The organism is Flavobacterium sp. 140616W15 (assembly GCF_003668995.1).
Taxonomy (GTDB): domain Bacteria; phylum Bacteroidota; class Bacteroidia; order Flavobacteriales; family Flavobacteriaceae; genus Flavobacterium.
Window position 1 is genome coordinate 355,758 of the sequence record NZ_CP033068.1, and the last position, 13,145, is coordinate 368,902.

The window sequence follows — 13,145 nt, forward strand, 5'->3', positions numbered from 1 at the left end:
AAAAAAGATGAAACGATTTCAAGATGAAAATAAATTTTTAGGAAATTTTGCTAATGAAATTTTGGTAAAATGTCCGAAATGCGATTCAAAATCAGCTGTTAAAAGAGAATATAAAGAAGGATGTAATTGTGGACGTTGTTATGCTGCAGTTTTTGAATGTAAACACTGTTTTTATAAACTCAATGAACCAGTTTATCAATACATTGCCTATGGAAAATCATATTGCAATCATTGTTTTGAAAAATATGAATTTGAATCGCAACCTTTAAAAGAAAAGCCTGAAAAATATAAAGCTAAATGCCCACATTGTAACTTTCAAGAAGAATGGAAACCAAAAATTAAAGCGGTTTTACAAAACTCAAAAGCAAATGATGGTTTAGTAACAGATACATGGTATAATTTACCTCTTTGGTTTCAAAAAGAAGTAGATGGAGAAATATTTTGGGCATACAATCAAGAGCATATCGATTATTTAGAAAGGTATATTGGAGCAGATTTGCGAGAACGAAATTCAAAGATAAATTACAGTTCAAGTTTAGTAGCTCGTTTACCAAAATTTGTAAAAGAAGCTAAGAACAGAGAAAAACTGTTGAAAATTATAGAAAGATGGAAAAAATAATTCAAATAACATCAGGTCGTGGCCCAGCAGAATGTAGCTGGGTTGTGGCTCAGGTTTTAAAAACATTCCTAGAAGAAGCAAATGACAATAAAATAAAGACTACTTTGCTTCAAAGAGAAACAGGAATAGAAAATGGTACAGTAGAAACAGCAACAATTTTACTAGAAAGTAATAACCTTGATGAGTTTGTAAACTCCTGGATTGGAACAATTCAGTGGATAGGACAGAGTCAGTTTAGAAAATTTCATAAACGTAAAAACTGGTTTGTCGGAATTTTTGAAGTAGATAAAAAGACTACAACGCAAATTTCTGAGAATGATATTCAGTATCAGGCAATGCGAAGTTCAGGTGCTGGGGGGCAACATGTAAATAAGGTAAGTTCTGCCGTAAGAGCCACTCATCTTCCTACTGGAATAAGTGTTGTGTCTATGGATTCGCGTTCACAGCATCAGAATAAAAAACTAGCAACCGAGAGGTTATTACAGAAATTTAAGGATGAAACTGTCAAACAATTCAAAGCCGAATTTCAGATGCAATGGATGAACCAATTGCAAATTCAGCGAGGTAATCCGATTCGGATTTTTCAGGGTTCAGATTTTAAAAAACAAAAACAAACAAAAAATTACAAACAGGAAAGACAAAGATTAAAAGAGAAGATTATTTAGAAAATGATTAGCCTCTAGAATCTTGAATTTCTAAATAGAATAAATTATGAAAACAGTAGATAAATATCTTTTTCAGGCATTAGATAGTTATCCATATTCGTTGGAAGAAACTATCGAATCTTTGGATTATGCCTTGTCTTATGATGATAAAAACACAATGGCTCTATGCTTATACGGGCAGGTTTTAAGCGATCAGTTATTTAAATATGAGGAAGCAAAAGAATATTTTCAGCAGGCGATTTCGATTAATATTAATTCAATCGAAGTATATCCTTTTTATATTCATACTTTAATTTTGAATGAAGATTACAAAGAAGCAAAGAAACTGATTGACTTTGCATTGACCATTAAAGGGATTAATAAAGTAGAGCTATTTCTTAAGAAAGTAATGCTCTTGGAGAGTCAACAAAAGTTTAAAAAAGCTTTGAAGGCTTTGAAAAAAGCAAAACTTGTAACTATAAATTCAGCTTACGATTATGATATTGAAGTGACTGAAAAAAGAGTAAATAAAAAAATAAAAAAAGACTCTAAAAAAGAGCAACCTGTTAAAAATAAAAAGAAATAATACTAGAAAAGGATGTCGTAATAGATGTCCTTTTTTATTTCTAGAAACTTATATCTATTAAAAGAATATTTTAAATAACGCCTAAGTAGAGTGCTACATTTTGATATTAAGTTTTTCACAAACATACTTTAATTTTAAAGATAAATATTTGTTACTTTTAGGAATTAGCCTCATTTTTACATTCTGTTTTCTTAAAATACATATAGAATCATATGAAAAATAATTCAAAAAAAATAAATTCTACAAAACACGTTCTTTTTGGTAGTTTAATAGGTACTACAATCGAATTTTTTGACTTTTATATTTATGCCAATGCAGCAGTCTTAGTTTTTCCGCAGTTGTTTTTTCCAAGTTCAGATTCGACTATGGCAACATTAGAGTCGTTAGCTACTTTTTCAATTGCTTTTTTATCACGCCCTTTGGGTTCAGCATTTTTCGGGCATTATGGAGATAAAATTGGACGTAAATTCACTTTAGTTGCTGCCTTGTTAACTATGGGGATTTCGACAGTAGCCATAGGTTTTTTACCAAGTTATGCCAGCATTGGTGTTGCAGCTCCTTTATTATTGATGTTATGTCGATTTGGACAAGGAGTCGGGTTGGGTGGAGAATGGGGAGGAGCAGTTTTGCTAGCAATCGAAAATGCACCACCAAATAAACGGGCTTGGTACGGGATGTTTCCGCAATTAGGTGCGCCAATTGGCTTGCTACTTTCAGGAGGTACTTTTTTATTACTTACAGATTCAATGAGTAATGAAGATTTTATGAATTATGGATGGAGAATTCCTTTTATTGCCAGTTCACTTTTGGTAGTAGTTGGGTTTTATATCCGAACTAAAATTACAGAAACACCTTCTTTTGAAAATTCTAAAAAGGAACAAGAAGAAGTGAAAATTCCATTTTTAACTTTGGTTAAGTCGTATAAAAATCAATTGATTTTTGGAACACTCGCAGCCGTAACAACCTTCTTGGTGTTTTATTTAATGACTGTGTTTACATTGAGTTGGGCAACTTCTGATTTGGGTTATGCAAAAAGAGATTTCTTATTGATTCAGTTGTTTTCAGTATTGTTTTTTGCTTTATTTATCCCTATTTCCGCTGTAGTAGCAGATAAAATAGGACGCCGTAAAATATTAATTTTAACTACGGGAGCTATTGCTGTTTTTGGTTTTTTCTTTTCCTATTTTCTAAATTCAGGAAATGCAGCGATGGTTACTTTCTTTTTATGTCTTGGAATGGGCTTGATGGGCTTTACTTACGGTCCTTTAGGAACCTTTCTGTCTGAATTGTTTCCCACTGCCGTTCGTTATTCAGGAGCTTCATTAACCTTTAATATGGCAGGAATCATCGGTGCAGCATTTGCCCCAATGATTGCGATTTGGCTAGCAAGTACGTATAATTTAACCTACGTAGGTTTCTATCTTAGTATTGCAGCTTTTATTTCGATGTTGTCATTATTAGTAATTAGTAAAAAAGAACATAAGTTTTAAGAATTTAATACTAATAAAAAAGGGTCGTCTAATTATTTAGACGACCCTTTTTGTTTTATCGTTTTAAGCTAAAGTGGCTTTTGAATTCGGCTCCGTTTAAACGAGTAACTACAAACCAATAGTCTGATGAAGGTTGATTTTGACCAATGTATGTTCCATCCCACGAAGTATTAGTTGCTAATTCTTTAATGAGTTTTCCATAACGGTTAAAAATTTGTATTCTCGTATTTGGCTTTAAATAGCGAAAATCAATTGTCCAAGTATCGTTGTAACCATCATTATTTGGAGTGAAAAATTTTGGAAAAGGAAGTTCGTCGACATAATTAATGCACTCTGTGGTGGTCGGTTCGAGGATATTAATTGTTATTGAAGATCTTTCGCTTTCGCATCCATTAATTGTTTGGGAGGCATAATAAATGATTCCATTTTCTAATGGAGTTGATTCCGATAAATCTGTTCCAGTTGTAAACGAATCGTACCACTTTATGTTTTGACCATTTATTTTTATATCGCTAATTGTAGCATTTTGCTGTGCACAAAAACTTTGATTCCCATTAAGAATTGGAGGTTGAGTATCTTGAATTTTTACATTTACTGCAAGTCTTTCGCTTTCGCAACCATTTATTGTTTGTGTAGCGTAATAAATTTTATTCTCTAGTATTGTTGTATTTGCTAAAATAGTACCCATGGTTTGAGCATCATACCATATAATTGAGTTTCCCGTAATATTTATATCAGCGATAGTTGCATATTGGTCAATACAAAAAGTTTGTTGAGTATTTGCATTTGGTATAGCAGTATCGTATACATTTACTAAAACAGCGAGCCTTTCACTTTCGCAACCAACAACTTGTGATACATAATAGGTGGTGTTGTTTTGTAATAAAGTGTTGTTTGGTAATGAAGATGCAGAGAGGTTAGAATCATACCACCTCAAATTCTGTTCAATAATATTAATGTTGTTTAAAGTTGCATTTTCGCTTTTGCAAAATTTCTGATTTGTATCTCCAGTAGGAATAGCAGGTGTATTTTGAATAGAAACTGTAACTGCTAATCTCTTGCTTTCGCAATTATTAAGAGTTTGCGAAGCATAATATGTAGTTCCATTTTGAAGGCTGGTGTTATTTGCTAAGCTAATTCCATTGGTTAGTGCATTATACCATTTTATATTTTCTCCTGTAACTATAATATTATCCAAAGTTGGATTTAGACCTGTACAAAATGGTTGATTTGCATCACCAGATGGAGAAGGAGTATCTTGAATTTTTATAGTAATAGCCACTCTTTCACTCTCACATTCATTTATTGTTTGTGAGGCATAATAAGTCTTACCATCTTGAAGCAAAGTTGTGTTTGTTAAAAGTGTTCCACCGATTTGGGCATGATACCATTTTATGTTTTGACCTGTAATTTGAATATTGTTTAAAGTTGCATTTTCTTGGATGCAGAAAGTTTGAGGAGAAGTTATTGTTGGTTTTATAGGTTTAGGGGTAGTGTAGAGTTTTAAATCAGTTTCAACGAAACAAAAAGGATTGTTTTTGAAATAGCTTTTTACTTTTATTGTCTCTTCATTTTTAATTGTATTTGTAAATGGGTTTGGTAAAGGACTTGGTAATAATGTTCCATTTGAATCTCTATACTCAACTATCAAATTAGTTTGGTTACCAATAATAGTAGTACTAATGTCTGAAGTATCAAATGAATTAGAAATACCAGAACCAGAATTCGATTCACATGCATACTTAGGGTTTAAGGAAGTGTTAATAGGAGTTTTAGTAATTGTTATCTTTTTTTGTATCGTTTGAGATTCACTTCCACATTTTACCACTGCAGAAATATTATAGATTCCCTGTGTGGTAAATTGATGTTGAGGATTATTTATGTTAGACGTATTGTTCACAGTAGAATTTGGGTCATCAAAATCCCAAAGAATAGAATCAAATGTTCCTCTTACAGTGAAGTTTGTAGGAGTATTAAAGCAAGTGTTTTCTGCTAGTATTTCTCCATTATCAGATGTTGTTGAGTTTATATTAAATTTATAGAGCATTGCATCAGGGTCATTATTACCACTGTTGTTGTTAATAATTGCCCCATTAAGTTTCATCGGATTGCTACCAAAAGTAGAAGTTAAATATAAATTATCCCCATTAAAAAATAAATTCCCAGGGAGATTAGTGACAAAGTAACTCAAATTAGGTACTCCATTAGACTGAAACATAAATTCACTACTAAAGTCCGATAACTTCATTTTGAATAGAATTAAGTCTTCAGATGAATGAATGTTGTTATAATATTTTGTACTGGTTGCGATCCCATTAGGGAAAACCATTGTACCTCTGAAGCTAGTTAAAATATACAAGTACCCATTTTTTTCAGTCATATATGCAGATCTTCCATATTGAACTGCACCAGATGAAGAAATGATGTACGATGATGAATTGTCAAATCGTTTAATGTTTTCTAAATTTCCATTAGCGGTGTTGAATTCAGTTAGAACACTTTGAAATTCATCATTTCTTGAACTCACAAAATAAATATTTCCTAATATGTTTGTAGTTAAACTTATTTTTCCCCAAATGTAAAGTTTATTGTTTTCAGCATTAAAATGTATTCCAGTGGGAACATAAATTCCGAATGCGTTACTGTTTGTATTGCTTGATAAAATTTTTGACCAATTTAATTGTAAAGAAGAATTAAATTTATCGATATTTGAATTTTGAGCATTATAATGTGATCGAGTTAGATAAATATTTCCTTGATTATCTATTTCTGAATATTTAAAAATATCATCTCCATTTCCATGGCTAATAGCATCCATGAAATTTCCATTAGTATCGTATTTGGCTATAAATGCTTTTGAGTGATATGTATATGGCAAATTAAAAGACTTACTACTTGTGAAAATTATATCTGTATTAAATGTACCTGTGATATATAATTCATTATTGTGAAAAAATATATTTTGCATGTCGTGTCCTATTCCATTTAGGCTAACAATACTTTTAGACCATATAATTGTACCTAATGAATTTAATTTGAAAAAATTTAAACCAGGTGACATTATAAAACCATTATAATTAAACGGACCAAGACCTCCATTAAGACTTTCAAAATTGTAAATTAAAATGTAAATATTACCCAATTCGTCACTTGATACAGCTTTAACAGCAATATTATTATAGCCAAAGGTTTTAGACCAAATAAGATTACAATTAAAATCGTATTTATTAATTATTGATGATGTAAAGCCACCAGAATCTATTAAATAGACAATTCCATCAATAGTTTTTTCAATATCCATAGCTGAATCATCTGTCCAGTTTCCTATGTTTTTATTACATTCAAAGCATTGACTATGGATTGTAAATGAAAAACTAAGAAATAAAAAAAGTAAAATTCGCTTCATAAATAAGGGTTTGGTAGATTCGCAAATGTAATTAAATATCTATTAAATAAAATTAAAAGTCTGTGCTTCAAATTATAAATTATTACTCCAAAATCTTTTTGCAAAAACATTATAAATATCCCGTATTTTTGCAGAAAATATTTCCCTTTGAAAACGAAGCTTTTTGTAATTACACCTCCATTTACCCAACTGAATACGCCGTATCCAGCAACTGCTTATATCAAGGGGTTTCTGAATACTAAAAACATTGAATCTGTTCAGGCAGATTTGGGTATAGAAGTAATTTTAGAATTGTTTTCGAAGAAAGGATTACAAGATTTGTTTGAGTTTTGCTCCGCCAGTTTGGCTTCCAGCCTCGGGCCAAGTTCAAAATTAGAAGTTTCAGAGAATACAATTTCAGATAATTCTAAACGTATTTTTGCATTACAAGAGGAATATCTTAAAACTATTGATGCTGTAATTGCCTTTTTACAAGGAAAGAATCCAACATTGGCATTACAAATTTGTCAAGAAGATTTCTTGCCAGAGGCTTCTCGTTTTGCACAATTAGAAGAACTTGACTGGGCTTTTGGAACAATGGGAACACAGGACAAAGCGAAACATTTAGCAACCTTATATCTAGAAGATATTTCGGATTTTATTGTAGAATGTATCGATGAGAATTTTGGTTTCAGTCGCTATGCAGAACGTTTAGGACGAAGTGCCAATTCTTTTGACGAACTGTATCAAGCTTTACAACAAGAACCTACTTATATTGATCAGGTTTTAATTTCGATTTTAAAAGAGCGAATAGAATCGGTAAAACCAACGTTGTTCTTAATATCAGTCCCATTTCCTGGAAATTTATACAGCGCATTTAGATCGGCACAATGGGTAAAAAAGAATCATCCTGAAATTAAAATTTCAATGGGAGGAGGTTTTCCAAATACCGAATTGCGTTCACTTTCAGATCAACGTGTTTTTGAGTTTTTCGATTTTATTACTTTAGATGATGGAGAAGTGCCAATTGAAGAATTAATTTCGAGTATCGAAAATCCTGAGATTAATTCGTATAAACGAACTTTTCTGTTAGAAAATGGGGAAGTAGTTTATAAAAATAATTCGCTTAAACAAGATTATAAGCAATCTCAAGTTGGAACACCAGATTATTCCGATTTGCTTTTGGATAAATATATTTCGGTTATAGAAATTGTAAATCCAATGCACAGAATGTGGAGTGATGGACGCTGGAATAAACTTACCATGGCGCATGGTTGTTATTGGGGGAAATGTACATTTTGTGATATTTCATTAGATTACATAAAGGTTTATGAACCTGTTGCGGCAAGTTTGTTATGTGATCGAATGGAAGACATGATGGAACAAACGGGACAAAATGGTTTTCATTATGTAGATGAAGCTGCTCCGCCAGCACTTATGCGTGCTTTGGCACTCGAAATCCTTCGACGAAAGTTGGCAGTAACTTGGTGGACAAATATTCGTTTTGAAAAAAGTTTTTCAGCCGATTTATGTTTGTTGTTAAAAGCTTCGGGCTGTATTGCCGTTTCAGGAGGTTTAGAAGTTGCTTCGGATAGATTATTAAAACTTATAGATAAAGGGGTAACAGTAGAGCAAGTTGCAAAAGTGACACGTAATTTTACAGAAGCAGGAATTATGGTTCATGCGTATTTAATGTATGGATATCCAACACAAACGGTTCAGGAAACCGTTGATAGTCTTGAAATGGTGCGCCAGTTATTTGAAGCAGGTGTTTTACAATCAGGATTTTGGCATCAGTTTGCTATGACAGCACATAGTCCAGTAGGAATGTACCCTGAAAAATTTGGTGTAAAAAAAGCAACAGAAACCATTGGAACTTTTGCAAATAATGACATCGATTATACTGATTCTACTGGAATCAATCATGATAAATTTAGTTTCGGGTTAAAGAAATCATTATTTAATTTCATGCATGGAATTTGTTTTGATTATGAGCTTCAAGACTGGTTTGATTTTAAAATTCCAAAAACTAAAATTGGATCTGATTTTATTTATGATGCATTACAGGAATCAGAAGATTTTAATATAAAACCTACTGCCAAGATTGTTTGGTTAGGAGGGAAGCCTTTTGTAGAATCTTTTACAAAATCAAAAAAAGGGAATTCTTGGGAAATGCTAACGCTTACTTTTCATGATAAAAAAGAAAGCTTTAGTATTCAGACAAATAAAAACGAAGGAGAATGGTTAGTAGAAATGCTACAGAAAATTTCGGTTGCAAAAACTAAAACTTATACATTTCAGGAAATCAAAGCTGATTTTGAAACTAGTTTTGAAGACTTCGAATTATTTTGGTATTCTAAACCTGTGAATACATTAAGAGAGTTTGGATTATTGGTTCTATAGATACTCAACATATTCACCATCATTTGGAATTGAAGTTTTTGACAAAAGATTATTTGCGGTTAATGCGGCTTTTAATTCTGTTCTGGTTGTTGGACAATGATTTAAAGCCTCTAAATGATTTGCGAATACCTTGCCAGGTGCAAGTGCAATAAATTTTATAATATCATTTATTCTCATCAACAATGGCTGTCCAAAATCTAATCTTGCAGTACCGCAGGCAATAGTTGCGATATCAGGTTTGAGTTCGGTTAATACTTTTTCTACATCTTCGGTAAGAATGGTGTCAGAACTAATATAAATTGATTTTTCATTAAGTAGTTCGATATAAAACCCCATTACATTTCCCATTAGTTTTGCAATAAAACCATACCCATGAACAGCGGGTATGCCCATTATTTTTCCGTCTAAAAAATCTTGTGGCTTCCAATAGTCCAGAGTTTGGATAACGGTTAAGCTTCTTTTAATAAGGGCATTTTTATCTTTGCTATTGCAAATAACAGGAATCGATTTTCTTCTTAAAAAAACCTCGCCAGCTTTATCTAGATGATCTGGGTGTAAATGGGTGATGATGCAATGTGTGACTTTACTTAGAATATCTCTGCTATTTTTTGGCAGATAGGTAAGTGGATTTCTTTTAGGTTTGTAACGAAAAATACTAAAAGGAGCAATGGTCTTCCTTTTACCTAACATTGGGTCAACCAAAATGACATGTTTTTCTGTTTCAATTACTAAAGTGGCATTACGTAAATGATGCAATCTCATATCTGGAATATTTGAATATTAAAAATACAAAATTCTATAAATTTAGACAAGAATTAGATGGTAAATCGGAAACCAATTCCGTGTAGGTTTTCTATAGAAATCCCCTGTTCGTTTACTAAAATTTTACGTAAACGCGAAATGAAAACATCCAAACTTCGTCCCATAAAGTAATCATCATCTCCCCAAAGTGAAGTTAGAATCTGCTCTCTTTTTAAAACGGAATTTTTATTGTCAAGAAATAATTTTAATAATTCAGCTTCACGTTGTGTAAGGCCAATTTTTTCATTTTCATTATAAAGGACAAAGTTTTTAGTATCAAAATGGTATTTTCCAATTTTATAGATAGATTTATCTATAGAATCATTTTTTTGCGAACGCTTTAAGAAGATTTCAATTTTTAGAAGTAATTCTTCAATACTAAAAGGTTTTACGAGATAATCATCGGCACCCAAACGCAGTCCTTTTATTCTGTCTTCTTTTAGTGTTTTAGCTGAAAGGAAAATAATAGGAATATCGGAGTTGTTTTTTCTTATTTCGGTTGCGAGTTCAAAACCATCTATTTTTGGCATCATAATATCCAAAATACAAATATCAAAATTACCCTTATTAAAAGCTTCCCAACCCAATTGTCCATCGCAACAATGTGTTACTTCGTAATTGTTTTGTTCCAAATTGTCTTTGGTAAGAAACCCTAAGGTTTCATCATCTTCGGTGTAAAGAATTTTGAAAATACTCATTTTTTATATGGAATTGATATGGTTATGGTAATCCCTTTTTTAGGATTGTTAGTAGCATTGATTTTCCATTGATGCAAGTTGCAAATCTTTTTTACATAATACAAGCCCAATCCAAAGCCATTTGACTGGGTGCTTTTTTCATTTGGAATTCTGTAAAACTTATCAAAAATAAAGGAAATATTTTTGTTTGCAATTCCTATTCCGTTATCTATAAAAGCAATTTTTAACAATTGATTTTCAGTAGTTAAACGAATTATAATTTCAGGCTTAGTATCACAATATTTTATTGCATTATCCAGAAGGTTATAAACGATGTTTGTAAAATGAAAAACATCAGCAATAATAGTATAGTTTGCAGAGTCAGACTCAATTTTTATATCAGTATCAGGATATTTTAGTTTAATATTTTCTATGGTTTCCTCAATGGGAGGAATAATTGAAATGTTTTTTAGCTCTAATTCTAATGGGGTATAATCTGATTTTGCAATACTTAAAATCTTCTCTATATGATTATTTAATTTGCCACTTTGGTTGATGATGATTTCAGTATATTTCTCCAGTTTCTTGTCTTCTTTGATCGGATTTTGTTTAATTAAATAATTTGAAGCAATTAAAATAGAGGCTAAAGGAGTTTTGAACTCGTGCGTCATATTATTGATAAAATCGCGCTGTAATTCGGAGTATTTCTTTTGCTGTAAAAGCATGAAAATCGAATAAATATAAATTAGTAGAATGATAATAAGCATTATCGAAAGGACAAGCCAAAATCGCATTGAGCTGAATATATAGCTCGTTTCATTAGGAAAGCGCACGGCAAAGTAATAAACTAGATCTTTGTGTTTTGGAAAATGAACAGATTGTTTTCCTTTTGATTTTTTCGATAAAGAAATATAATCTCCATATATCATTTCATTGCTTTGGCAATTGTACATGGCGTATTCGAAATCAGTCGTAATATTCATTTTCTTGAATTCCGATTTTAAATAAAATTCTAAGATATCGGGTTCAAAATCATTTTCAATGTTTACAACATAATAGTCATTGGATATTTTTTGAATAGGACTTTGTGCAGGTAACTCGTTACTATTGCTCTCATGTAGTTTTTTTGCAACTTCGAGTAATGCAAGATGTGTTTTCTGGTTTAGCTTCTTTTGTTCAAGGGTAAAAGCTTCTTTGGTCCATAGCAATTGTACGACTAATATGCCGATGATCGCTATAAAACCCAGAATAATAATGCTGTTGAGCCTGTTTATTTTCACTTAAATGCAATTTACAAAGTGTAATATTAATCAAAAATATCTTTAAAAACAGCGATTAACAAGTCGTTAACAAACATTTGAAATCGCTTAACAGCGTTTCGTTTTTATCTGATTTACATTTGTAATGTTCAAAATGACAAACCAAATAATCATTTAAAAATTTAAGCTTATGAAAATTATCAGACCATTATTATTAGTATTGACTTTAGGTTTAATGTCTTTCTCAGCAATTGCTCCAGTAGAAACAATAGTAGCAAAAGCTACTGCATTTGCAGGATCAATTACATGGAAAGCAGAAACTATCGATGTTGGGCAAATACCACTGAATGTACCAAAAGAAATTGATTTTGAATTTAAAAACACAGGAAAAACAGCTGTAGTTATTACAAGTGTTCAGGGATCTTGTGGGTGTACTGCAACAAATTACACAAAAGAACCGATTTTACCTGGAAAATCGGCAAAGATTACAGCAACATATAATGCTGCTAACAAAGGCGCTTTTTCTAAAACTGTTACTGTAGTAACAAGTGCAGAAGCAACACCAAAAGTGCTTACTTTAAAAGGAATAGTTTTATAAAAGTAGTTAGTTATAATGTCTAGGCTCCAAATAAGTTAAATTGTTTGGAGTTTTTTTATGTTTAAAACAGAAATGAATCGTTTATTTAGGCAACACATTTATACATTTATAAAAACGATTGCTGTAGTGATTAGAGTCTAATGCGCTAATTGTTACGCTCTTTATTTTTCCAGATGAGGCATGAATAAATTTTGATTTCATACCGTTGGCTTCACAAATTATTCCAACATGACCTATGCTCTTTCGATTTTTATAACCATAAAAAACTAAAATATCTCCCACTTTAAATTCTTCAGGTGATTTTGCCTTGCCTATATTTTTATAAGCACCAGAACTTCGAGGTAAGCTAATATCAAAATATTTAAAAACATAATTGACAAAGCCAGAACAATCAAATCCTTTTTTAGGAGTATTTCCAGCATATAGATAGGGTGTTCCCAGATATCTTTTAGAATAAGTAATAATAGAGTCTCTGTCTATTATAGATTGTATTCCTTGAACTTGATTATTTGTGATTTTTTCATCCTTTTTTATGGTAAATGATGAAAATAGAATTACAACTACAACTGTAAATATATAAATGGTGAATTTCATTTTTTAAGTAAAGAAATGGTTTAATTTATAAAGATATGTGGATGTTCTTTAATATCAAAGGAATATAATATCAAAGAAATGGAAAGTGT

Annotated in this window: 11 protein-coding genes; 6 read left to right on the top strand and 5 right to left on the bottom strand. The window is 31.4% G+C overall.

Going from position 1 to position 13,145, the window contains the following annotated elements; genetic code table 11:
• The first annotated feature begins 7 nt into the window (after positions 1-7).
• The 4 genes from EAG11_RS01600 to EAG11_RS01615 all read left to right on the top strand — a co-directional run bounded on the left by EAG11_RS01600 (position 8) and on the right by EAG11_RS01615 (position 3,339).
• Positions 8-619, top strand: a complete 612-nt coding sequence (locus EAG11_RS01600; protein WP_129537578.1) for a hypothetical protein — start codon at positions 8-10, stop codon at positions 617-619.
• Entirely contained in the window at positions 607-1,284 is a 678-nt protein-coding gene (gene prfH / locus EAG11_RS01605; protein ID WP_129537579.1) for a peptide chain release factor H, read from the top strand. The genes EAG11_RS01600 and prfH overlap by 13 nt, the downstream gene beginning before the upstream one ends.
• Before the next feature lie 46 nt (positions 1,285-1,330).
• Entirely contained in the window at positions 1,331-1,849 is a 519-nt protein-coding gene (locus EAG11_RS01610; RefSeq protein WP_129537580.1) for a hypothetical protein, read from the top strand.
• A gap of 212 nt (positions 1,850-2,061) precedes the next feature.
• Positions 2,062-3,339: an MFS transporter gene (locus EAG11_RS01615; RefSeq protein ID WP_129537581.1), complete on the top strand. Its 1,278-nt coding sequence runs from the start codon at positions 2,062-2,064 to the stop codon at positions 3,337-3,339.
• Positions 3,340-3,394: 55 nt separating this feature from the next.
• Here the strand turns inward: EAG11_RS01615 and EAG11_RS01620 are convergent, their stop codons facing one another.
• A complete protein-coding gene (locus tag EAG11_RS01620; RefSeq protein WP_129537582.1) occupies positions 3,395-6,745 on the bottom strand; it encodes a T9SS type B sorting domain-containing protein in 3,351 nt (1,116 codons plus the stop codon).
• Between the two features lie 147 nt (positions 6,746-6,892).
• On the opposite strand from EAG11_RS01620, the gene EAG11_RS01625 reads away from it, so the two are divergent.
• Positions 6,893-9,127 carry a radical SAM protein gene (locus tag EAG11_RS01625; protein WP_129537583.1) on the top strand — a complete coding sequence of 745 codons (2,235 nt, stop codon included), beginning with the start codon at positions 6,893-6,895 and terminating at the stop codon, positions 9,125-9,127.
• On the opposite strand, the gene EAG11_RS01630 is transcribed toward EAG11_RS01625, so the two are convergent.
• The 3 genes from EAG11_RS01630 to EAG11_RS01640 are packed head-to-tail and all read right to left on the bottom strand — an operon-like array spanning position 9,122 to position 11,885.
• A complete protein-coding gene (locus tag EAG11_RS01630) occupies positions 9,122-9,889 on the bottom strand; it encodes an MBL fold metallo-hydrolase (protein WP_129537584.1) in 768 nt (255 codons plus the stop codon). The genes EAG11_RS01625 and EAG11_RS01630 overlap by 6 nt on opposite strands.
• Before the next feature lie 53 nt (positions 9,890-9,942).
• Positions 9,943-10,626, bottom strand: a complete 684-nt coding sequence (locus EAG11_RS01635; RefSeq protein ID WP_129537585.1) for a response regulator transcription factor — start codon at positions 10,624-10,626, stop codon at positions 9,943-9,945.
• Positions 10,623-11,885 carry a sensor histidine kinase KdpD gene (locus EAG11_RS01640; RefSeq protein WP_129537586.1) on the bottom strand — a complete coding sequence of 421 codons (1,263 nt, stop codon included), beginning with the start codon at positions 11,883-11,885 and terminating at the stop codon, positions 10,623-10,625. The genes EAG11_RS01635 and EAG11_RS01640 overlap by 4 nt, the downstream gene beginning before the upstream one ends.
• Before the next feature lie 169 nt (positions 11,886-12,054).
• Between EAG11_RS01640 and EAG11_RS01645 the strand changes: the two genes are divergently transcribed.
• Positions 12,055-12,462: a DUF1573 domain-containing protein gene (locus EAG11_RS01645; RefSeq protein ID WP_129537587.1), complete on the top strand. Its 408-nt coding sequence runs from the start codon at positions 12,055-12,057 to the stop codon at positions 12,460-12,462.
• 81 nt (positions 12,463-12,543) lie between these two features.
• On the opposite strand, the gene EAG11_RS01650 is transcribed toward EAG11_RS01645, so the two are convergent.
• Positions 12,544-13,056, bottom strand: coding sequence for a C40 family peptidase (locus tag EAG11_RS01650; RefSeq protein ID WP_129537588.1), 513 nt, complete (start codon positions 13,054-13,056; stop codon positions 12,544-12,546).
• Positions 13,057-13,145: the final 89 nt, after the last annotated feature.